Genomic DNA, 22,268 nt, shown 5'->3' with positions numbered 1-22,268 from the left:
TTCACCCGTCTCCGATAGATGCGACGGACCCAACCGTCGCGATGGATGTCGTACCTGCCGCTGCCGCGCTCCGCGGCGCGGGCGTCAGCTCCAGTTGAAGAGCGCGTCTCCGGCCTTCACATCGCTGTCCTCTACGACGTCGGAGAGGGATTCAGCCGTGGCCTCGAGCGCCACGATCGGACATACCGGCGACTTCCCGGCCGCTTCGACAGCGGCGGGGTCCCAGCGCACCACGGCCTGGCCGCGCTGCACGGTGTCACCCTTGTTGACGAGCAGCTCAAAGCCCTCGCCGTTGAGCTGGACGGTGTCGATGCCCAGGTGCGTGAGCACCCCGTGTCCCTGCTCGTCGACGACGACGAAGGCATGGGGGTGCAGCGAGACAACGATGCCGTCAACGGGCGCAACGGCCTCCGAAGCCTCGCGCGCGGGATCAATCGCCGTACCGGGGCCGACCATCGCACCGGAGAAGACCGGGTCGGGCACTTCAGCAAGCCCGATGGCGCGCCCACGGAGTGGGGACGTCACAGTTGTCATAGGGGAGCCTCCCAGGGGTGGAGAGTCATACGCGCCGTCACTACCTGTCCTGGACGACGCACTGTGCAGAAGAGTAAGTCATAAGAAGTCCCGGTTCCCTACGGCTGCTCCCCGTTGGCAGACGTAGCGACGCACCGGAAACGATTTGCGTCGCCTCCACGGGCGTTGTACTGTCGGACTCCTGCCTGAGGCCGCACCGCGCAACCAAGCGCGAGGCCCCGGCAGCACCTATCTGCTCGATCCTATCCCTGGATTCGGCTTCTGCATGCCTGCAGGACCGTGGTCAGGAAGCGGAAAAAGTCCTGATAGTGTTTGGAACACCGAAGGGAAGCGCCCGGAGGAAAGCCCAGGAAACTGGGTGAGTACAAAGGAAGNCGTGAGGGAAACGCCCGGTTACATTCCGAACCCGGAAGCTAAGCCTTACAGCGCCGATGGTACTGCAGGGGGGACCCTGTGGGAGAGTAGGACGCCGCCGAACTAAATTTGAGCCCCGGCTCCCGAGTTTTCACTCGGGGGCCGGGGCTATTTTGCGTTGTGCCCGACGCCGACCCCCGTGTACTCGGTGACGGGTGCGGCGGGTAAAGTCAGGGGGTACCGTTGCCACTTTCCACAGGAGGCCCCCGGGTGGAGGTCCAGGAGACCCGTGTTCAGACCGACCGGGTCCTCACCATCCCCAACATCCTCAGCATGGCGCGCCTGGTCGGTGTGCCGGTCTTCCTGTGGTTGATCCTTAGCCCGGTGTTCGGTGGGGCCAACCATGACGTGTGGGCTCTGCTTGTCCTGATGTTCAGCGGTGTCAGCGACTATCTCGACGGGAAGCTCGCGCGGCGCTGGAACCAGATCAGCAGTCTGGGGCGGCTTCTCGACCCTGCCGCCGACCGGCTGTACATCCTCTCCACACTCGTCGGACTGACCTGGCGGGAGATTCTCCCCCTTTGGCTGACGGGGCTGTTGTTGGCGCGTGAGCTGCTGTTGCTGGTGATGGTGGGCATCCTCAGGCGGCATGGCTATCCACCGCCGCAGGTGAACTTCCTGGGCAAAGCTGCCACATTCAACCTGATGTACGCCTTCCCGCTGCTGCTCCTTAGTGACGGAAGTGGATGGATCGCGACACTCGCTGCTATTTTCGGATGGGCGTTCGCCGGATGGGGTACAACGCTGTACTGGTGGGCAGGGATCCTCTACGTGGTTCAGGTCCGTCGGCTTGCCCGGGCGGACGCCACGGCCGATTGAGCCCCCCGATTTCGGTGGCCGTAGAACGGCTGGTGGCCTGCCACCTGAGCTGAGCAGGGCTATCCGGACGGGCTAAGTCGGCAAATCCGTCGTCTCTTTCAAGGAGGACGCTTCCGACATGAAGGCCGTCGTGATGGCTGGCGGTGAAGGCACCCGCCTTCGCCCCATGACCTCGAGCATGCCCAAACCGCTGCTCCCCGTGGCCAACCGGCCGATCATGGAGCATGTGCTACGGCTGCTCAAGCGGCATGGGCTCAGTGAGACCGTCGTAACCGTCCAGTTTCTGGCGTCACTCGTCAAGAACTACTTCGGGGACGGGGAAGAGCTCGGAATGGAGCTCACCTATGCCAATGAGGAGAAGCCACTCGGCACAGCCGGCAGTGTGAAGAACGCGGAGGAAGCACTCAAGGACGACGCGTTCCTCGTCATTTCTGGCGACGCTCTGACCGACTTCGACCTCACCGACCTCATCAGGTTCCACAAGGAGAAGGGCGCGCTTGTCACCGTTTGTCTGACGCGTGTTCCCAACCCCCTGGAATTCGGGATCACGATTGTCGACGAGGACGGCAAGGTCGAGCGGTTCCTGGAGAAGCCCACGTGGGGACAGGTGTTCTCGGACACCGTGAACACCGGCATCTATGTGATGGAGCCGGAGGTCTTTGACTATGTCGACCCGGATGTGTCAGTCGACTGGTCCGGTGATGTCTTCCCGCAGCTGATGAAGGAAGGCAAGCCGATCTACGGCTATGTCGCCGAGGGCTACTGGGAGGATGTCGGCACGCACGAGAGCTATGTGAAGGCTCAGGCCGACGTGCTTGAGGGCAAGGTCGATGTCGAGCTCGACGGGTTCGAGATCTCGCCCGGTGTGTGGGTGGCGGAAGGCGCCGAGGTGCATCCGGACGCCGTGCTGCGAGGACCGCTCTACATCGGTGACTACGCGAAGATCGAGGCTGGTGCCGAGATCAGGGAGCACACCGTCGTGGGCTCCAACGTCGTCGTGAAAAGCGGGGCCTTCCTGCACCGGGCTGTGGTGCACGACAACGTCTACATCGGCCCGCAGAGCAATCTGCGCGGCTGCGTCGTCGGCAAGAACACGGACATCATGCGTGCCGCCCGAATCGAGGACGGCGCCGTCATCGGCGACGAGTGCCTCGTCGGTGAGGAATCGATTATCCAGGGCAACGTGCGGGTCTACCCGTTCAAGACGATCGAGGCCGGTGCGTTCGTCAACACCTCGGTGATCTGGGAGTCCAGAGGGCAGGCGCATCTCTTCGGCGCCCGCGGGGTGTCCGGCATCCTCAACGTGGAGATCACGCCGGAGCTCGTCGTACGGCTGGCGGGTGCGTATGCGACGACGCTGAAGAAGGGTGCGACCGTCACCACGGCCCGGGATCACTCCCGTGGGGCGCGCGCCCTGAAGCGGGCGGTCATCTCCGCGCTGCAGACCAGCGCGATCGACGTACGGGACCTGGAGAACGTACCGCTGCCGGTGGCCAGGCAGCAGACGGCGCGAGGCAGTGCCGGCGGAATCATGATCCGTACGACGCCCGGGGTGCCGGACTCCGTCGACATCATGTTCTTCGACGGGAGTGGAGCCGACCTCTCGCAGGCCGGGCAGCGGAAGCTGGACCGGGTGTACGCGCGGCAGGAGTACCGCCGTGCCTTCCCCGGGGAGATCGGGGACCTGCGCTTCCCCTCCAGTGTCTTCGACTCGTACACCGGCTCACTGCTGCGCAACGTGGACACCGCAGGGATTCAGGAGTCCGAGCTCAAGGTGGTCGTCGATGCCTCGAACGGCAGCGCCGGTCTGGTGCTGCCCAGCCTTCTGGGGCGGCTCGGTGTCGAGGCGCTGACCATGAATCCCGGCCTGGACGAGGCGAGGCCCACCGAAACCGCGGATACGCGGCGCTCCGGTCTGGTGCGGCTGGGCGAGATGGTGGCCTCGGCGCGGGCGGCGTTCGGCGTGCGGTTCGACCCCGTGGGCGAGCGGCTGTCCCTGGTCGACGAGAAGGGGCGGATCGTCGAGGACGACCGTGCCCTGCTGGTGATGCTCGACCTGGTCGCCGCGGAGCGGCGCAGTGGGCGGGTGGCGCTGCCGGTGACGACGACGCGGGTCGCCGAGCAGGTGGCGGCGTACCACGGGACGCAGGTCGAGTGGACGACGACGTCGCCGGATGATCTGACGCGCGTGGGTCGGGGCGATTCGACGATCTTCGGTGGCGACGGCCGCGGTGGGTTCATCATCCCCGAGTTCAGCAGCGTCTTCGACGGCACTGCCGCCTTTGTACGGCTGATCGGCCTTGTGGCCCGGACGCAGCTCACGCTCAGTCAGATCGACGCCCGTATCCCGCGCGCCCATGTGCTGCGTCGGGATCTGGCGACGCCCTGGGCGGTGAAGGGACTCGTCATGCGGCGGGTCGTGGAGGCGGCGGGGGACCGGTTCGTGGACACCACCGACGGTGTACGGGTGGTGGAGGCGGACGGACGCTGGGTGATGGTGCTTCCCGACCCGGCGGAGGCCGTCACCCATCTGTGGGCCGAAGGGCCCGACGACACGTCCGCGCAGGCGCTGCTCGACGAGTGGTCGGTCGTGGTGGACAGCGCGGGGCGCTGACTCCCGTACGCTGCCGGGCAGCGGCTCGCGCCGCCGCTGCCCGGCGCGCCGGTGGGCCATTCGGAGGTATCGCCTGCGACGTGCGACGATGTGCGGCATGCCGCAGCAGCACCCCGATCGGAGCACCGCTTCGCCACCCGTGCGTCCCGACGCTTCGATGTCGCTGCTGACCAATGTGATGGACCACAGCCTCGACGAGGGGTACGCCGAAGCGGCGGCGCGCAAGCAGGCCCTGGGCGACGGTGGCCTGCCGCGTACCCTGCGGGCCAAGCTGGGCCTCGCGGCGGGACTGGTGCTGGCCGCGCTGGTGGTGACGGTGGGAGCGACGCAGGCCCGGATAGCGGCGCCTGTGGTGGCCAAGGAGCGACAGGAACTGATCGACCGGATCGAGCGGGAGACCGCGAAGGCCGACCGGATCGAGGACGACATCGACACACTGCGTGCCGATGTGGGTAAGCGCCAGCGGGATGCCCTCCAGGAGCACGGTGGTGACCAGGGCGAGTTGGTGGCCCTGCTGTCCGGTGCCACGGGCGTACACGGGCCCGGCGTCGAACTGGTCGTGGACGACGCTGAGGGGACCGACCAGGGTGGCGGTGGGCCCCGTACGAGCACCGGCTTCTCCGACAACGGCCGCGTGCGCGACCGCGACATGCAGCGGGTCGTCAACGGGCTGTGGCAGTCGGGCGCGGAGGCTATCGCCATCAACGGGCAGCGGCTGACGGCGCTCTCGGCGATCAGGGCGGCCGGTGACGCGATACTGGTCGACAACAAGCCCCTGGTGCCCCCGTACACCGTGCTCGCGATCGGGGACGGGCAGACGATGCGCACGAAGTTCCGGCAGAGCGCGGACGGGCGCTATCTGCAGGCGCTGAAGGGCAACTTCGGGATCACGTCCCGCATCTCTGTCGAGAAGGACGTACGGCTGCCCGCTGCGCCGAGCTTGATCGTACGTAACGCAGAGCCGAAGGCAGGAAAGGGCACATCGTGATCGCCGTACTGGGCCTCGTCGTGGGAGTCGTGGTCGGACTGTTGGTCCGGCCCGAGGTTCCCGTGGCGGTCGTGCCGTATCTTCCGATCGCCGTCGTCGCGGCACTCGACGCGGTCTTCGGCGGCCTGCGCGCGATGCTGGACGGCATCTTCGACGACAAGGTCTTCGTCGTGTCCTTCCTGTCGAACGTGGTGGTGGCCGCGCTGATCGTGTTCCTGGGCGACGAGTTGGGGGTCGGCGCACAGCTGTCCACGGGCGTGGTGGTGGTGCTCGGTATCCGGATCTTCTCCAACGCTGCCGCCATTCGTCGGCATGTGTTCCGGGCGTGAGGCCGATGAACAGCGAAGAACCAGTCGTCCAGGGCGCGACGGACGCCGGAGAGCCCGGGGAGCCCGGGGAGCAGCTCACGGGCCGCCAGCGGCTGCTGAAGGGCCTGTGGCCGCCGCGGCTGTCCCGGGCGCAACTCATCGTGGCGCTCCTGCTGTTCGTGCTCGGCCTCGGGTTGGCCATCCAGGTGCGCTCGACCAGCGAGAGCAGTGCGCTGCGTGGCGCGCGGCAAGAAGATCTTGTACGCATCCTCGATGAACTGGACAACCGCACTCAGCGTCTTGAGGACGAGAAGCAGCGCCTCGAAGGGCAGCGGACCGAGCTGGAGACCAGTTCGGACCAGGCCGAGGAGGCGCGTAAGCAGACGGCTGAGAAGGAGCGGCAGCTTGGCGTGCTGGCGGGCACGGTCGCGGCGCAGGGGCCCGGCATCACCCTCACCATCAGCGACCCCACGGGCTCGGTCGAGGCGGACACGCTGCTCGACGCGATCCAGGAGCTGCGCGCGGCTGGTGCGGAGGCGATCCAGATCAATGACGTCAGAGTGGTGGCCGGTACCTATCTCGCGGACGCGGACGACGGGGTGCGCGTCGACGGCCGCAAGATCAGTGCGCCGTACCGTTTCAAGGTCATCGGGAAGCCCGAGGACATCGAGCCGGCGTTGAACATTCCGGGAGGTGTGGTGCAGACGCTGCAGAAGGAGCAGGCCACGGTCTCTGTGGCCCGTGAGGAGAAGATCGTCGTAGATGCCTTGCGACGGGCGAATCGTCCTGACTACGCTCGGTCGTCTTCCCAGTGAGGCGGGGGTGGATGGGGGCGGTGAGTCCTGCGCGGGACGTTGCGGGNGCCACGGTCTCTGTGGCCCGTGAGGAGAAGATCGTCGTAGATGCCTTGCGACGGGCGAATCGTCCTGACTACGCTCGGTCGTCTTCCCAGTGAGGCGGGGGTGGATGGGGGCGGTGAGTCCTGCGCGGGACGTTGCGGGGGGTCGGCGCACCAGAAGAGTGCCGCGTGGTGGAAACTGTCCGGTGGATGCGGACGTTGTGAAGGTGTCCGGGTCGACCGGTGTGTGCAATCAGGGTTCGTCCTGCCCCACGGGCGGGTCTGTTTCGGTCAAGGGGAATCGCCCGTGAAGTTGTTTGCGAAGTTGTTCGGCAAGAGCGCACGCGAAGACGGCGGCAATGCTGCCCGGCACCGCGCACCGCGCAATGCGGAGGCCGAGGAGCAGGGGGCGGAGCGCCCGCTGTTCCGTGATGAGGTCAATGGGCCAGGCGGTGGCATTTCGGGCGGTCAGGGTGCATCTTCTGTTGACCCTGCCGCGTCCGGCCGCATAGGTTTCGGAGAACCGTCACCCTCAAGTACGGGTGGAGGGTTGACCTCCGACCCTTACGCATCCCATGCCCCCGCGGGGCAGCCGCGGCAGGAGGATCCATCCATGTCCGCCTTGGTGTGTACGAGGTGCGGAAACCGCAACGCCGAGGCCAGCCGGTTCTGCTCCAACTGTGGAGCGCCGCTGCGCGCCGGAGCGGCGGCTGAGCGGCCTTCGGAGACGACGTCCACGATCTCCATCTCGGGCCTTGAGGCCTATGAGGCGGAGGCCACCGGGCAGACCCTGATCCCCACGCTCTCGCCGGAGGCCCAAGCGGCCGTGGACGCGCTGCCGCTCGGCTCCGCGCTGCTGGTGGTCCGTCGCGGTCCGAACTCCGGCAGCCGGTTCCTGCTGGACGGCGAGCTGACCACCGCGGGGCGTCATCCGCAGAGTGACATCTTCCTGGACGACGTGACTGTGTCGCGTCGCCATGTGGAGTTCCGCCGCGGCGCCGACGGTGTGTTCACCGTCGCCGACGTCGGCAGCCTCAACGGCACGTACGTCAACCGTGAGCGGATCGACTCGGTCGCCCTCTCCAACGGTGACGAGGTGCAGATCGGCAAGTACCGGCTGGTCTTCTACGCGAGCCAGCGGGGCATCTGACCCTCCCCCAGACTCTGTCCGGGGGACCCCCCCAGGGAAGGTCCATGCTTCACACACCGAGGGGCGGTGCCGGCGACGGCACCGCCACCGCGGACGGTCGGCTGGTGAGCATCGGCACGGTGCTGAACCTGCTGCGCGACGAATTCCCCGAGGTCTCCATCTCCAAGATTCGCTTCCTGGAGTCCGAGGGGCTGGTCGAACCGCAGCGCACACCGTCCGGGTACCGGAAATTCAGCCCTGAGGACGTCGAGCGGCTCGCTCAGGTCTTGAGAATGCAGCGTGACCACTATCTGCCGCTGAAGGTGATCCGGGAGCACCTGGACGCGCTGGAGCGCGGAGAGCAGGCTCCGCTGCCCTCTGTGGGGCAGCAGAGCGCGCCGTACGGCCCGGGCGAGGAGGCCTACGGGGCCGACGCCCAGGTGGTCGCCCGGGTCGGCAGAGCCGAGCTCCTGGCGGCGGCGCAGGTCAGCGAACGGGAACTCGACGAGTGGGAGGCCTACGGCCTCATCACGCCCCTGGCCGACGGCGGGTACGACATCGAGGCCGTGCAGATCGCCAAACTCGTCGCCGAGCTCGGAAGTTTTGGCATCGAACCGCGGCATCTGCGCGCCATGAAAGGCTCGGCCGAGCGGGAGGCCGGACTGGTCGACCAGGTCGTGTCGCCGCTGCGCCGACACCGTAATCCGCAGACCAGGGCCCATGCGGAGGCCCGCGTCCAGGAGCTCGCGGGGCTCACCGCCAGGCTGCACGCGGCGCTCGTACAGACCGCGCTCAGGGCCCGCCCGTACTGACCGGGAACGTGCCCGACTACCCAAACCTGCCAGGCACGTCCTAGGGTTGCTGTGTGAATGAGCTCGACGTTGTCGGTGTCCGGGTCGAAATGCCCTCCAACCAACCGATCGTGCTCCTGCGTGAAGTGGGAGGCGATCGGTACCTCCCCATCTGGATCGGGCCTGGGGAGGCGACCGCTATCGCCTTCGCCCAGCAGGGCATGGCGCCCGCCCGTCCGCTGACGCACGACCTGTTCAAGGACGTGCTCGAGGCCGTTGGCCAGGAGCTGACCGAAGTACGGATCACGGATCTGCGAGAGGGCGTCTTCTACGCGGAACTGGTGTTCGCCAGCGGGGTCGAGGTCAGCGCGCGTCCCTCGGACGCCATAGCGCTGGCCCTGCGCACCGGTACGCCCATCTACGGCAGTGACGGGGTGCTCGACGACGCGGGGATCGCCATCCCGGACGAGCAGGAAGACGAGGTGGAGAAGTTCCGCGAGTTCCTCGACCAGATCTCGCCTGAGGACTTCGGTACGAACAGTCAGTGAGCTGTTCCGGCGCGCTGTCGGACCATTCGGCTAGCCTTTCCCTACTGGGGGGTAGGGGAAACCACTCTCGGGGTGATTATCACTCGGCGTGCCGAGTGTGGCGTTCGTTGACGCGTCCCTGGGTACTCCCTACCGTCGTGAAGGCAGGTCAAGGACGGAGGTCGGCGTGAGAAGCAGCGGCGACGGTACGGCGGCTGGCGGTCCGTATCCGCTCCACAGCGGTGCGGCCGGTCACTCCTCGCAGCGGCCGACGGTGGTGGTCGGGGGCGACGGCGCGACGTCCGACGAGGTGGGTTACCGAGGGCCGACGGCATGCGCTGCCGCCGGGATCACCTACCGACAGCTGGACTACTGGGCCCGTACGGGGCTGGTCGAGCCGAGTGTCCGGCCCGCGAGCGGATCGGGGACCCAGCGGCTCTACGGCTTCCGGGACGTGGTCCTCCTGAAGATCGTGAAGCGCTTCCTGGACACCGGGGTGTCCCTCCAGAACATCCGGACGACCGTCCAGCACCTGCGGGACCGCGGGTCCGGGGATCTGGCGCGTATGACGCTGATGTGCGACGGCGCGACCGTCTACGAGTGCTCCTCGCCCGACGAGGTCGTGGATCTGCTCCAGGGCGGCCAGGGCGTCTTCGGGATCGCGGTGGGCGTGGTGTGGCGGGACGTCGAGGCGGCGCTTTCGCAGCTGCACGGCGAGCGCGTGGACACCGGCGAGACACTGATCGGCCACAACCCCGGTGATGAGCTGGCGCGGCGCCGCAACCGCGCCGGATGACACCTGGGATCACCGCGTTGTCAGTGGCGTAGGGCAGCATCGGTGGTGTGAGATCGGCGCCCACCATTCTGCATCTGGACATGGATGCGTTCTTCGCCGCCGCGGAGCAGGCGGCGAAGCCGAGCCTGCGCGGAAAGGCCGTCATCGTGGGCGGGCTCGGGCCGCGCGGGGTGGTCGCCACGGCCTCTTACGAAGCGCGCCGCTTCGGCGTGCACTCGGCGATGCCGATGGGGCAGGCGCGCAGGCTGGCGCCTAACGCTGCCTATCTGGTGCCCCGCTTCGGGGTGTACCGCGCCATCAGCGAGCAGGTCATGGGGCTGCTGCACGAGCTTTCGCCGCTGGTGGAGCCGCTCAGCCTGGACGAGGCCTTCGTCGACCTCGCGGCCGGTGAGGTGGCCTGGGACGAGGCTTCGGCGCGGGCGGTGGGGGAGCGGCTGCGCGCCGACATACGGGCGGTCACGGGGCTGACCGGGTCCGTGGGGCTCGCCGCGTCCAAGATGCTGGCCAAGATCGCGTCGGAGCGGGCCAAGCCCGACGGCCTGGTGCTGATCACGCCGGGCACGGAGCGTGCGCTGCTCGGGCCGCTGCCGGTACGCACGCTGCCGGGGGTCGGGCCGGTGACCGGGGACCATCTGCGGAGGGCCGGGATCACCACGGTCGAGGAGATCGCCGAGGCCGGTGCGGACGAGCTCGTACGGCTGCTGGGGAAGGCGCACGGCGGCCAGCTGTACGCGATGGCCCTGGCGCATGACGAGCGGCCTGTGGTGGCCGAGCGGGACACGAAGTCGGTGTCGGTCGAGGACACCTACGACGTGGACATCCACGACCGGGTGCGGGTGCGGCTTGAGGTGGGGCGGCTGGCCGAGCGGTGTGTGCAGCGGCTGCGGGCGTCCGGGCACTCCGGGCGGACTGTCGTGCTCAAGGTCCGGCGCTACGACTTCTCGACGCTCACCAGGTCCGAGACGCTCCGGGGGCCCACGGACGACCCGGTCGTGATCCGGGAGGCGGCGGGCAGGTTGCTTGAGTCCGTGGACACCACGGGTGGGGTGCGGCTGCTGGGGGTGGGGGTCACGGGACTGGCCGACTTCACGCAGGAGGATCTCTTCGCGCAGGCGCAGGCGCAGGTAGAGGCGGCTGCGCAGGGCGAGCGGGTGCTGGAAGGGGGTGTCCTTGCGGCCGCCGATGAGGCGCTGCTGGATGAGGCGGGGGAGCCGGGAGAGGCGGTGGAGGGCGCGCGGGGTGAGCCCGAGCCGACGGAGCGGCGGTGGCTCGCCGGGCACGATGTGCGGCATGCCGAGTACGGCGCGGGGTGGGTGCAGGGCAGCGGGCTCGGGCGAGTGACGGTGCGGTTCGAGACCCCGTGGTCCCGTCCGGGGCGGGTGCGTACGTTCCGTACCGACGACTCCGACCTGGAAGCGGCAGAGGCGCTGCCGCTCGTGCCTGACGGTTGCGTGCCGGAGGCGGGCGAGGTGTCCCCGCTCGTGCCCGAAGGCGCTGGTCAGGAGTCGTCGGAGCCGGCGAGTCGGCCGAAGTCCCGGTCGGGCCGAGGGGTGTCGGGCGGAGGGTGTTCGGGGGGAGGGTCGCCGGAGGAGGTGACGTCCAGTCCGTAGTGGTGGTAGAGCTGCAGCTCCTGCTCGGGTGACAGGTGGCGGCCGACCCCGAAGTCGGGGGCGTCCTTGATGAGTGCGCGCTCGAACGGGACGCGCAGTGTGCCCTGGACCAGTTCGCTGGGTTCCAGGGGGACGAAGGCGTCCCTGCTGAACAGGCCGGTCCGTATGGCCGCCCACTCGGGTGCGCCGGTGGCGTCGTCGAGGTAGACCTCGTCCACCGTGCCAAGCCTGCTGCCGTCCCGGTCGAACGCCTTGCGGCCGATCAGGCTCCGCGGATCGATATCGGTCTGCACGGTCCCTCCAAAAGGTCGCAACCCATCCGTAAAGTCTACAAAAGAGCACAATGTGGGTGACGGCCAGTCGGGGCCCGCTGGTCACCGTTCGGGACTCATGGCCAGGTGTCTGCGCTGGTAGGCTGGCAGACGGCTGCTGACCCCGTGCGGGAGAGCTCTCCGGTTACCACCGGAGGCGCCGAAGGAGCAACTCCTCCCCGGAATCTCTCAGGCCCCTGTACCGCACGGACGAGGTCACTCTGGAAAGCAGGGCGGGCGTCGACGGCATCCGCTCTCACCGACGGTGAAAGCCGGGTCGCACGGCGCGGACCGGTGAAACTCTCAGGTTGAGATGACAGAGGGGGAGGCCGTCCGGGTACCCGCGCCGTGGTACCTCTCGCAGGTCGCATTGACCAGGAGGCCTCCGTCATGACTGCCAACCGCATTCCGCTTTCCCAGCTGGAACGTGGCATCCCCTTCGAGCAACGCCACATCGGGCCGGACGCCGAGGCCCGGGCGAAGATGCTCGCCCAGGTCGGTTACGGCTCACTCGACGAGCTGACCGCGGCCGCGGTGCCGGAGGTCATCAAGTCCACCGAGGCGCTGCGGCTGCCCGCCGAGCGCACCGAGCCGGAGGTCCTGGCCGAGCTGCGCGCGTTCGCGGACCGCAACGACGTGCTCGCGCCGATGATCGGACTCGGCTACTACGGCACGTTCACGCCGCCCGTGATCCTGCGCAACGTGATGGAGAACCCGGCCTGGTACACCGCGTACACGCCGTACCAGCCGGAGATCTCGCAGGGTCGCCTCGAGGCGCTGCTGAACTTCCAGACCGTGGTGGCCGAGCTGACCGGGCTGCCCACGTCGGGGGCCTCGCTGCTCGACGAGGGCACCGCCGCGGCCGAGGCCATGGCGCTGTCCCGCCGGGTCGGCAAGGTCAAGAACGGCGTCTTCCTGATCGACGCCGACGCACTGCCGCAGACGATCGCCGTGATCGAGACCCGCGCCGAGCCGACCGGTGTCGAGGTCGTCGTCGCGGACCTGTCCCAGGGCATTCCGGCCGAGGTCGCCGAGCGCGGAGTGTTCGGCGTGCTGCTGCAGTACCCGGGTGCCTCGGGTGCCGTACGCGACCTGAAGCCCGTCATCGACCAGGCCCACGACCTGGGCGCGATCGTCACCGTCGCCGCCGACCTGCTGGCGCTGACCCTGCTCACCTCGCCCGGCGAGCTCGGCGCGGACATCGCGGTCGGTACGACCCAGCGCTTCGGTGTTCCGATGGGCTTCGGCGGTCCGCACGCCGGCTACATGGCCGTGCGCGAGAAGTTCGCCCGCAGCCTGCCGGGGCGGCTCGTCGGCGTCTCCGTCGACGTGGACGGCAACAAGGCCTACCGCCTGGCGCTGCAGACCCGCGAGCAGCACATCCGCCGGGAGAAGGCGACCAGCAACATCTGCACCGCCCAGGTGCTGCTCGCGGTGATGGCCGGGCTGTACGCGGTGTACCACGGCCCGCAGGGGCTCAAGGACATCGCCCGCCGCACCCACCGCTATGCCGCGATACTCGCCGCGGGCCTGAAGGCGGGCGGCGCCGAGGTCGTCCACGGCACGTACTTCGACACCGTGACGGTGCGCGCTGCGGGCAAGGCCGCCAGCATCGTCGCCGCGGCCCGCGAAGGCGGCGTCAACCTGCGCCAGGTGGACGGTGACCATGTATCCATCGCCTGCGACGAGACCACCACGCGCGCGCAGCTGGCGGCCGTGTGGGCGGCCTTCGGGGTCGACGCCGACATCGAGGCGCTCGATGAGACGGCCGCCGACGCGCTGCCCGAGTCGCTGCTGCGCGGCGACGCGTATCTGACCCACCCGGTCTTCCACCAGTACCGCTCCGAGACCGCGATGCTGCGCTACCTGCGCAAGCTCGCCGACCGGGACTACGCCCTGGACCGCGGCATGATCCCGCTGGGCTCCTGCACGATGAAGCTCAACGCGACCACCGAGATGGAGGCCGTCACCTGGCCCGAGTTCGGTGCGCTGCACCCCTTCGCGCCCGCCGAGCAGGCGCAGGGCTATCTCACGCTGATCCGTGAGCTCGAGGAGCAGCTCGCCGCCGTCACCGGGTACGACAAGGTGTCGCTGCAGCCGAACGCCGGGTCGCAGGGCGAGCTCGCGGGCCTGCTGGCGGTACGCGGCTACCACCGGGCCAACGGCGACACCCAGCGCACCGTCTGCCTCATCCCGTCGTCCGCGCACGGCACCAACGCCGCCAGCGCCGTGATGGCCGGGATGAAGGTCGTGGTGGTGAAGACCGCCGACGACGGCGAGATCGATGTCGAGGACCTGCGCGCCAAGATCGAGCAGTACCGCGACGAGCTGGCCGTTCTCATGATCACGTACCCGTCGACGCACGGCGTGTTCGAGGAGCATGTCGCGGACATCTGCGCCACGGTGCACGACGCCGGCGGCCAGGTGTACGTGGACGGCGCCAACCTCAACGCCCTGGTGGGCCTCGCCCAGCCGGGTCGCTTCGGCGGCGACGTCTCGCACCTCAACCTGCACAAGACCTTCTGCATCCCGCACGGCGGCGGCGGTCCCGGCGTCGGCCCGGTCGGCGTGCGGGCGCACCTGGCGCCGTACCTGCCCAACCACCCGCTGCAGCCCGCGGCCGGTCCGGAGACCGGTGTCGGTCCCGTCTCTGCGGCCCCCTGGGGCTCCGCCGGGATTCTGCCGATCTCGTGGGCGTACGTACGCCTCATGGGCGGGGAGGGGCTGAAGCGCGCCACCCAGGTCGCGGTGCTCGGGGCCAACTACATCGCCAAGCGCCTTGAGCCGCACTACCCGGTGCTCTACACCGGTCCCGGCGGTCTTGTCGCGCACGAGTGCATCATCGACCTGCGGCCGCTGACCAAGGCGACCGGCGTGAGCGTGGACGACGTCGCCAAGCGGCTCATCGACTACGGCTTCCACGCGCCGACCATGTCCTTCCCGGTGGCCGGGACGCTGATGATCGAGCCGACCGAGAGCGAGGACCTCGTCGAGCTCGACCGGTTCTGCGAGGCGATGATCGAGATCCGGGCCGAGATCGAGAAGGTCGGCTCGGGCGAGTGGCCCGCCGAGGACAACCCGCTGCGGAACGCTCCGCACACGGCGGCCGTGCTGGCGGGCGAGTGGGAGCACGCGTACGGGCGTGCGGAGGCCGTCTTCCCGGCCGGGGTCCAGGCCGCGGACAAGTACTGGCCGCCGGTGCGCCGGATCGACCAGGCGTACGGCGACCGCAACCTGGTGTGCTCCTGCCCGCCGATGGACGCGTACGACGAGTGACGGCTGACACCTGAGGCCTGACAGCTGACAGGTGGCGCTCATGCGCCGGGGCCGGTTCGGAGGTTTCCTCCGGGCCGGCCCCTCAGTTCTGTTGTGATCTTTTGAGATTGTTATGCCGCGCGCGCCACCCGGTGGGCGCCCAGCGGCCGGTGCGGGGCGATGATCTGCCCGTCCGGCAGTAGCTCACCGGTGTCCTCGAAGAACAGGACGCCGTTGCACAGCAGGCTCCAGCCCTGCTCGGGGTGGTGGGCCACAAGGACCGCTGCCTCCCGGTCGGCGGAGTCGGCTGTCGGGCAGGGTGGTTGATGCTGGCACATGGAGGTGTTCTTTCGCTGCGTTGTCGTGGTGATGCGTGTCCCGCGGTTCGATGCGGTGTTCATTCCGCCCCCGTTGATGTCGGTCCGATCCCAGTGTTGCCCTACGGGTGAGATTCCGCAGGGATTTCGCGGCAGCTCCCCTCACCGGGAAGGGACGCATCACCCGTGCGGACGGTTCAGTCCAACTTCACTGTCCCACAGGGTGGTTAGGGGTGGCCGGATGGGACTAGTCCGGATGGGGTGGGACAGCGGAGTGCCCCGCGACCGGGGCGGGCCGCGGGGCACGTGAGGTGCCGGCTCAGGCGGGTGAGCCGAGCAGCGGTGCGGGCCTCAGGCGGTGGGTGAGGACCGGCAGCAGCTCCGCGACGCGGTGCGGCAGGTGCGCGGCGATCCCCGGTGGGGCGGGCGCGATGGGCACCAGCAGGTCGGCGGGGGCGAGTGGTCCTTCGGCGCCGTCGCTCTCGGGGTCGCCGTGCAGCCAGAGGGTGAGCATGTACAGCTCAGGGATGGACAGCAGTCGTGGCTGGTGGTGGCCGGGCATGGACTCGGCCTGGCGCAGGGCGCGCTCGGTCGCCGTGATGTACGGACCCTCGAAGAAGTGCGAGAAGGCCCAGCCGTCAGGCGTCAACCGGGTGTCGGCGGCGGCGACCGCGCGGTCGCCGCACCGGATCAGGAACCGCCAGCCGGCCAGGCGCGTGCGGGGCGGGCCGTCGAGCGGGGTGGTGATCCGGTCGAGTACGTGCACGGGGAGGGGGAGCTCGGGGTGTGCGGGTCCCTGGGCGGAGCGCAGGGACGGGGTGCGCGNCCGCGCGGTCGCCGCACCGGATCAGGAACCGCCAGCCGGCCAGGCGCGTGCGGGGCGGGCCGTCGAGCGGGGTGGTGATCCGGTCGAGTACGTGCACGGGGAGGGGGAGCTCGGGGTGTGCGGGTCCCTGGGCGGAGCGCAGGGACGGGGTGCGCGCTTCGCGGACGGCGGTGGGGGAACCGAGTGCCGCGAGGACGCTGCGCAGGGCGGGCGCGGGAGCCGGGGGGACATGCAGCGGCATGGTGGGTGCCTCTCACTTCGACAGGCTGGGTGACACAGGGGGCAGACGCGGACGGCGCTGTCAGCTGCGGGGCCAGAGGGGGCGGGAGCTTCGGTCCGTGAGCGCCAACTCTCTGCCTCGTCCGCGGAGTTTATACGACGTGTGTTCAGGCCGTGTTTCGCCGAACGGCCCTACTGGAGTTGGCAAGTCGTCATTCGGCCGAGTAATTGCGGCGTTTATCCCGATTCCTGACGGCGCTGGCTCTGTGACCTCGACTCATCGCGTGCCAGTGGTCGGCCGATTCTCGTCGGCGTTTGTCACCAGCTCTCTTGTCAGGCGAATCTGCGGATTGCACATGCCCTAGTGAAATGTGCCGCGCTGCCAACAGGTTCGAGCCTACTCCTCAGCGGTCGCCCGTGGGGCGTTATCGATCACATCGGCTGGGCATCATCCCCGGTGACACAGCGGCCGAGCGGTGGGCTGCCCAATCGAGGAAGGATGCTTCGATGGGGGAGAAGGTCGTGGCAGGCGGTTCCGACCTGTCCGATCGGCAGCGGTACCGCAGGAGGCTCCAGCAGTGTCTGGCGGGGTTGCGGAGGCTGTTGGAAGAGAAGAAGTTCGACCGGCCGCGTAATCTGATGGGGCTGGAGATCGAGCTGAATCTCGTGGGCCCCGACGGTATGCCGAGGATGATGAATGCGGAGGTACTCGAGCGCATCGCGAGCCGCGATTTCCAGACCGAGCTGGGAATGTTCAACCTGGAGGTGAATATCGCCCCGCACCGGCTGGGTGGGCGGGTGCTCGACCAGCTCACCGAGGAGCTGCGTACCGGACTCGCCTATGCCCACCGGAAGTCCGGCGAGGTGTCCGCCGGGATAGCGATGATCGGCATACTGCCGACCCTCACCCGGCAGGACCTGGTCTCCGCCAACCTCTCCGACGTCGACCGCTACGCCCTGCTCAACGACCAGATCGTGGCCGCACGCGGCGAGGACTTCACGCTCGACATCGAGGGCGTGGAGCGGCTCGTCTGCACCTCGACGTCGATCGCTCCCGAAGCGGCGTGCACCTCTGTGCAGTTGCACCTCCAAGTGACCCCGGCGCGGTTCGCCGACGTGTGGAACGCGGCGCAGGCGCTGGCCGCCGCGCAGATAGCCGTCGGCGCCAACGCGCCGTTCCTGTTCGGCCATGAGCTGTGGCGCGAGTCGCGCCCGCCGCTGTTTCTGCAGTCCACCGACACCCGGCCGCCCGAGCTCCAGGCCCAGGGGGTGCGGCCGCGCACCTGGTTCGGCGAGCGGTGGATCAGTTCCGCGTACGAACTCTTCGAGGAGAACCTGCGGTACTTCCCTCCGCTGCTGCCCCTCTGCGACGACGAGGACGCGTTGCGGGTCATCGACGGCGGCGGGGTGCCGCGGCTGGCCGAACTGGTGCTGCACAACGGCACCGTGTACCGGTGGAACCGCCCGGTGTACGGCATCGCGGACGGCGTACCGCATCTGCGCGTGGAGAACCGCGTGCTGCCCGCGGGGCCTACGGTCACCGATGTGATCGCCAACGCCGCCTTCTTCTACGGCGCCGTCCGGGCGCTGGCCGAGGACGCGCGCCCGGTCTGGACCCGGCTGCCGTTCGAGACGGCCGCGGCCAACTTCGACGCCGCGTGCCGCCATGGCATCGACGCCGAGTTCGAGTGGCCGCGGTCCGGCCGGAGCGGCGGCATGATGCGGATACCCGCCGTGGACCTCGTACGCGATGAGCTGCTGCCGCTGGCCGCGGCCGGGCTCGACGCGTGGGGCGTCGAGTCGGCCGACCGCGACGCGTACCTGGGGGTCATAGAAGGCCGTTGCCAAGAGCGGGTGAACGGCGCTTCCTGGCAGGTGGCGACGTACCACCGCGCACTGGCCACAGGGCTGGGGCGCGAGGCGGCGCTCGCCGCCACCACCCGGCGGTACTGCGAGCTGATGCACATCGGCGAGCCGGTGCACACCTGGCCGGTGGGGCTGGTGCCGGGACCTGTGGCTTAGGGAGTCAGTTCTGGCCCGCTGCCATGATGGCCTTCAGGATGACCTCGTGGATCTGCGCCGGGTCGTTGACCTGGTGACCGGAGCCGCCGGTGGCCTCGGCCAGCTCGGTGACCTCGTCCTTGTCGGCGTCCGGGCCGACGGCGATCGCGATCAGCGGGACGGGGCGCTTGGGGTCGGCGAGCCGTTGGAGTTCGGCGACCAGGGCGCTGCGGGAGAGCGAACCGGGGTCCTGGTTGACGCCGTCGGTGAGGATCACCAGGGCGTTGAACTTGCCGCTCACATAGGTTTCCTGGGCCTCCTTGTAGGCGGCGAGCGTGGTGTCGTACAGACCGGTGTATCCGCCGGGGATCGGCCGCAGGTCGTTGAAGGCCTTCGTCAGCAGCGCGCGGTGGCTGGTGCCCTGGTCCCCGCGGTCGCCCAGCCGGGCGGTCTCCACCAGCTTGCGGTAGTCGCGCTTGCCCTCCAGCAGCGTGGAGAACTCCCACAGGCCGATCTCGTCCTCCCCGGTGAACTGGTCGAGCGCCCGCACCAGGGAGTTCCTGGTGACCTCCATCCGTGACTGGTTGCGGCCCGGTACCAGCGCGGACATCGAGGACGACGCGTCGACGACGGTGGTGAGCCGGGCGCTCTGCACCGTGATCGTCCACAGCCCGAGTGCCTCCTGGACCTGCTCCCGGGTCGGCGGTTCGGCCGCGGTCGTCGCGTACGGCTGGGGAGCGCGGCCGCCGGCGGCCGAGACGAGACCCTCGGGCGGGGTGCCGTTGCCGCTTCTGAAGCCGTGCTTCTCCAGGACGGCCCGGCCCGGTGCCTCGCCGAGGAGGCTCATGAAGCGCACCGCGGCCCGGCTCTGGTCCGTGGACAGCCGGGTCTCGTTGACCAGGGCGAAGGGGTAGTCGAGTCGCGGGGAGCCGTCCTTGGGATAGAAGAGCGAGAGGCTCCCCTCGGGTCCCGCCGCCGCGTTGTGGGTGAACGCGGCCTGTTCGGAGACGACCAGTGCCTGGTTGCGCCGCGGGTTGCCCCGCTCGGTCCCGGAGTTGTCGCGGGCCAGGGTGTCCAGGGCCTGGGCGTCGCTGTCGGAGGTGCGCTGCGCCAGCAGTTTGGCGGTGGCGGCGACCTGGGTCTCGGCCTCGGGGCCGCTGGCCTGTTCCGCGGACGCGCCGATCGCGGTGAGCGCCAACAGCCCGGTGGCGCTGCGGGCGGGGTCGGCGGCGCCCAGCCTGAGCTGGTCGTCGGCGGTCGCCGCGGTGGTCAGTTCCGCCCAGGAGTACTTCTTGCCGGGCCAGCCCAGGGACTTGGCGGCCGAGGGTACGGTGCCCATCGCCACGGGCGTGTGGGCGATGTTGCCCGCGGCGGTGACCGGCATCTCCTCGTCGCCCTGGGCGGCCCGGTCCAGCCACAGGTCGGAGTCCGGCACCCACACCTCGTAGCCGAGGTCGTCGCCCGCGCGCAGCGCGTCGGCGACCTTGTACGGATCGCGGGCGCTCACCTTGACGTCGAGGCACCGGCCGTCCGATGTGACGCCCTGCTCGCGGGCGTCGGTGGCGGCGGAGCGCAGGGCGGGTGCGATGTCGGGTGCGGCGACGAGGTTCAGGCGTACCGCGCCGTCCGCGCAGGAGCCGTTGAGAGAGAACAGACCGCTGTTGACCGCTACCGCAGTGCCCGTCGCCACACCGAGCACCAGCACGGTGGCGAGCGCCACGGAGCGGTGGCGGGTGCGCGGACGCCGCGCTGCCTCGTCCGTCGCGTGGTGGTCGGGCCTGTTGTGACGTCCCATGGCGGTGCTGCCCCTCCTTGAGTGATGAAGCAAGGAAAGGGGGCGTACGGCACGATGTGGCGTACCGTCCCCCTCGGCCTGTCGCGCACGATCTTCGTACCTGCATTCGAGACCCTAGCGGGGTGCGGATAGGTATGCGGCGGGATTGAACAAGTGGAGGTACGTGTGCGGGTGGAGGCAGGGCTGGTGGCCGGTTCTCTTCAGGGTGAGCGGTTCTCACGACGGATCGTGCGGAACGAGATGCTCCTGGTGCTGGCGCTCTCGCTCGGGGCGAGCGGGGTGTCCTCGCTGATCAGGTTTGTCGGGGCGGCCACCAAACCGGGCGGTTTGAAAGACCAGGCGGCCACCTTGAACGCCTCCGCCGCGCCGGGCCGCCCATGGCTGGATCTGGCCTGGCAGCTGTTCGGCATCAGTGCCGCGCTGGTGCCGGTGGCGCTGGTCGCTCATCTGCTGCTGCGCGAGGGGGCCGGGCTGCGGGCGATCGGTTTCGATGTGCGGCGGCCCTGGTTCGATCTGGGGCGCGGAACCCTGATCGCCGCCGGGATCGGGAGCACGGGGATCGCCTTCTATCTGGCGGCCAGAGGGCTGGGGTTCAACCTGACGGTGGTGCCGGAGGCGCTGCCCAGCGTCTGGTGGAAGTTCCCGGTGCTGATCCTGTCCGCGATGCAGAACTCGGTGCTCGAGGAAGTGATCGTCGTCGGCTATCTGCTGCGCCGACTGGACCAGCTGGGCTGGTCACCGATGGCCGCCCTGGTGGCGAGCTCGGTGCTGCGCGGCTCGTACCACCTGTACCAGGGCATCGGCGGGTTCATCGGGAACATGGTGATGGGTGTGGTGTTCGTGCTGCTCTACCGGCGCTGGGGGCGGGTCGGGCCGCTGGTGGTGGCGCACGCGCTGCTCGATATCGGGGCGTTCGTGGGGTATGCGCTGCTGGCGGGCAAGGTGGGGTGGCTGCCTACCGCGTGAGGCATGCGGACCGACGGAAGGGGCGTACGACATGTTCGTACGCCCCCTTTTCTGTGCCCTGCGGGGGTCGATCAGGTGAGTAGCTCGCCGTCGATGACCGTGACCGCGCTGCCGGTGAGCAGGGTGCGGTCGCCCTGGAGCGCGGTCCGTACCAGGCCCGAGCGGGCCGAGGCCTGGAGGCCGGTCAGCTCGTCACGGCCCAGGCGCGGGGACCAGTGGGGTGCCAGCGCCGTGTGCGCGCTGCCGGTGACCGGGTCCTCGTCGATGCCGACCTGCGGGAAGAAGCAGCGCGAGACGAAGTCGTAGCCGCCGGCGGGGTCCTGGGCCTGAGCGGTCGCGATGATGCCGCGCTTCGAGTGCTCGACGAGCGCCCGGAGGTCGGGGGTCAGGGCGCGCACCGTCTTCTCGTCGGCGAGTTCCACCAGGAGGTCGCCGACCTGCGGACCGGTGTCGTACGCGGCCAGCGGCTCGGCCCCCAGCGCCTCCGGTAGGCCCGCGGGAATGGTGACCTCGGTGAGCGGGGCGGTGGGGAAGTCGAGGGTGTACGTGCCGTCGCCGCGGGCGGTCGTGGTGAGGACGCCGCTGCGGGTGCTGAAGCGCACGGTGTCGTCCGCGGTGCCGGTGCTGCTCAGGACGTGCGCGGTGGCCAGGGTGGCGTGTCCGCAGAGGTTCACCTCGGCCGCGGGGGTGAACCAGCGCAGCGCCCAGTCGGCGTCGCCGCCCGCGGGCAGCGGGTGCGCGAAGGCGGTCTCGGAGAGGTTGACCTCCGCGGCCACCTGCTGGAGCCAGTCGTCCGAGGGGAAGGCATCGAGAAGTACCACCCCGGCCGGGTTGCCGGCGAAGGGGCGGTCGGTGAAGGCGTCGACGATTCGAATCCGCATGCGCTCGACGCTAGGTGCTCGGTGAATCCGCTGGCCAAGGCCAATTCGTGGTGGCTGGACCTGTTGACGCCGCACGGGGAGGAGCCGGGTTCTTGCCAGCCGAACAGTCCCGATATATCGTTGAAGCATCGCGAATGATCGCGTGGACTGGAGAACGAGAGGGGTGGGCGTGATGCGCTCCCAAAAGCATGAGCACGGACATGACCACGGCCATGGGCACGAGCACTGCGGGCCCGGACATCGGGGCCGGGGCGACTTCGAGGGGCGGCGTGGCGCCTTCGGGCCCTTCGGGCCCGGCTTCGGGGGCGGTGGCCCCTGGGGTGGCCGGG

Annotated in this window: 18 protein-coding genes, 1 rRNA gene, 1 pseudogene and 1 riboswitch; of the genes and pseudogenes, 14 read left to right on the top strand and 6 right to left on the bottom strand. The window is 69.2% G+C overall.

Annotated elements, in window-relative coordinates; all coding sequences use genetic code 11:
• Positions 1-84: 84 nt before the first annotated feature.
• Positions 85-534, bottom strand: a complete 450-nt coding sequence (locus U9R90_RS21305) for a PTS glucose transporter subunit IIA (RefSeq protein WP_411058249.1) — start codon at positions 532-534, stop codon at positions 85-87.
• Between the two features lie 374 nt (positions 535-908).
• Between U9R90_RS21305 and rrf the strand changes: the two genes are divergently transcribed.
• From rrf to U9R90_RS21250, 11 genes are all read left to right on the top strand, one after another.
• Positions 909-1,001 (top strand): 5S ribosomal RNA (rrf, locus tag U9R90_RS21300).
• A gap of 157 nt (positions 1,002-1,158) precedes the next feature.
• On the top strand, positions 1,159-1,767 hold the full coding sequence (locus tag U9R90_RS21295; RefSeq protein ID WP_411058248.1) for a CDP-alcohol phosphatidyltransferase family protein: 609 nt from the start codon (positions 1,159-1,161) through the stop codon (positions 1,765-1,767).
• A 118-nt stretch (positions 1,768-1,885) separates the two neighbouring features.
• Positions 1,886-4,381 carry a sugar phosphate nucleotidyltransferase gene (locus U9R90_RS21290; protein WP_411058247.1) on the top strand — a complete coding sequence of 832 codons (2,496 nt, stop codon included), beginning with the start codon at positions 1,886-1,888 and terminating at the stop codon, positions 4,379-4,381.
• Between the two features lie 97 nt (positions 4,382-4,478).
• Positions 4,479-5,369, top strand: coding sequence for a DUF881 domain-containing protein (locus U9R90_RS21285; protein ID WP_411058246.1), 891 nt, complete (start codon positions 4,479-4,481; stop codon positions 5,367-5,369).
• Positions 5,366-5,698: a small basic family protein gene (locus tag U9R90_RS21280; RefSeq protein ID WP_411058245.1), complete on the top strand. Its 333-nt coding sequence runs from the start codon at positions 5,366-5,368 to the stop codon at positions 5,696-5,698. The genes U9R90_RS21285 and U9R90_RS21280 overlap by 4 nt, the downstream gene beginning before the upstream one ends.
• A 5-nt stretch (positions 5,699-5,703) precedes the next feature.
• Positions 5,704-6,492 carry a DUF881 domain-containing protein gene (locus U9R90_RS21275; protein WP_411058244.1) on the top strand — a complete coding sequence of 263 codons (789 nt, stop codon included), beginning with the start codon at positions 5,704-5,706 and terminating at the stop codon, positions 6,490-6,492.
• A 270-nt stretch (positions 6,493-6,762) separates the two neighbouring features.
• Positions 6,763-7,665 carry an FHA domain-containing protein gene (locus U9R90_RS21270; protein ID WP_411058243.1) on the top strand — a complete coding sequence of 301 codons (903 nt, stop codon included), beginning with the start codon at positions 6,763-6,765 and terminating at the stop codon, positions 7,663-7,665.
• A gap of 44 nt (positions 7,666-7,709) precedes the next feature.
• Positions 7,710-8,456, top strand: coding sequence for a MerR family transcriptional regulator (locus U9R90_RS21265; protein ID WP_411058242.1), 747 nt, complete (start codon positions 7,710-7,712; stop codon positions 8,454-8,456).
• Between the two features lie 53 nt (positions 8,457-8,509).
• The gene (locus U9R90_RS21260; RefSeq protein ID WP_006123076.1) at positions 8,510-8,983 is read left to right on the top strand and encodes a bifunctional nuclease family protein; all 474 of its coding nucleotides are present in this window, start codon (positions 8,510-8,512) and stop codon (positions 8,981-8,983) included.
• Between the two features lie 166 nt (positions 8,984-9,149).
• Positions 9,150-9,758 (top strand): MerR family transcriptional regulator, encoded by a 609-nt coding sequence (locus U9R90_RS21255; protein WP_411058241.1) that lies wholly within the window; start codon positions 9,150-9,152, stop codon positions 9,756-9,758.
• 47 nt (positions 9,759-9,805) lie between these two features.
• Entirely contained in the window at positions 9,806-11,368 is a 1,563-nt protein-coding gene (locus U9R90_RS21250) for a DNA polymerase IV (protein WP_411058240.1), read from the top strand.
• On the opposite strand, the gene U9R90_RS21245 is transcribed toward U9R90_RS21250, so the two are convergent.
• Positions 11,257-11,661 (bottom strand): PRC-barrel domain-containing protein, encoded by a 405-nt coding sequence (locus U9R90_RS21245; protein ID WP_411058239.1) that lies wholly within the window; start codon positions 11,659-11,661, stop codon positions 11,257-11,259. The two genes, U9R90_RS21250 and U9R90_RS21245, sit on opposite strands and share 112 nt — an antisense overlap.
• 137 nt (positions 11,662-11,798) lie before the next feature.
• Positions 11,799-11,894, top strand: a riboswitch (glycine riboswitch).
• A 175-nt stretch (positions 11,895-12,069) separates the two neighbouring features.
• Between U9R90_RS21245 and gcvP the strand changes: the two genes are divergently transcribed.
• Positions 12,070-14,955, top strand: coding sequence for an aminomethyl-transferring glycine dehydrogenase (gene gcvP / locus U9R90_RS21240; RefSeq protein WP_411058238.1), 2,886 nt, complete (start codon positions 12,070-12,072; stop codon positions 14,953-14,955).
• Positions 14,956-15,065: 110 nt separating this feature from the next.
• On the opposite strand, the gene U9R90_RS21235 is transcribed toward gcvP, so the two are convergent.
• Positions 15,066-15,272 (bottom strand): DUF5999 family protein, encoded by a 207-nt coding sequence (locus U9R90_RS21235; protein ID WP_411058237.1) that lies wholly within the window; start codon positions 15,270-15,272, stop codon positions 15,066-15,068.
• Positions 15,273-15,570: 298 nt separating this feature from the next.
• Positions 15,571-16,074, bottom strand: a pseudogene (locus U9R90_RS21230) (hypothetical protein); the annotation flags it as partial.
• A gap of 729 nt (positions 16,075-16,803) precedes the next feature.
• On the opposite strand from U9R90_RS21230, the gene U9R90_RS21225 reads away from it, so the two are divergent.
• Positions 16,804-18,318 (top strand): glutamate--cysteine ligase, encoded by a 1,515-nt coding sequence (locus U9R90_RS21225; RefSeq protein ID WP_411058236.1) that lies wholly within the window; start codon positions 16,804-16,806, stop codon positions 18,316-18,318.
• Positions 18,319-18,322: 4 nt separating this feature from the next.
• Here U9R90_RS21225 and U9R90_RS21220 read toward each other — a convergent pair whose 3' ends face one another.
• A complete protein-coding gene (locus U9R90_RS21220; protein ID WP_411058235.1) occupies positions 18,323-20,092 on the bottom strand; it encodes a substrate-binding and VWA domain-containing protein in 1,770 nt (589 codons plus the stop codon).
• Positions 20,093-20,257: 165 nt separating this feature from the next.
• Here U9R90_RS21220 and U9R90_RS21215 point away from each other — a divergent pair, with 165 nt between their 5' ends.
• Positions 20,258-21,058: a CPBP family intramembrane glutamic endopeptidase gene (locus U9R90_RS21215; RefSeq protein WP_411058234.1), complete on the top strand. Its 801-nt coding sequence runs from the start codon at positions 20,258-20,260 to the stop codon at positions 21,056-21,058.
• A 71-nt stretch (positions 21,059-21,129) separates the two neighbouring features.
• On the opposite strand, the gene U9R90_RS21210 is transcribed toward U9R90_RS21215, so the two are convergent.
• Entirely contained in the window at positions 21,130-21,939 is an 810-nt protein-coding gene (locus U9R90_RS21210) for a PhzF family phenazine biosynthesis protein (protein ID WP_411058233.1), read from the bottom strand.
• Positions 21,940-22,268 lie beyond the last annotated feature (329 nt).

Origin of the sequence: Streptomyces sp. E11-3 (assembly GCF_046540415.1) — a bacterium.
Taxonomy (GTDB): domain Bacteria; phylum Actinomycetota; class Actinomycetes; order Streptomycetales; family Streptomycetaceae; genus Streptomyces.
Note: the sequence above shows the minus strand (reverse complement) of the source record. Positions and strands in the feature narration are given on the sequence as shown.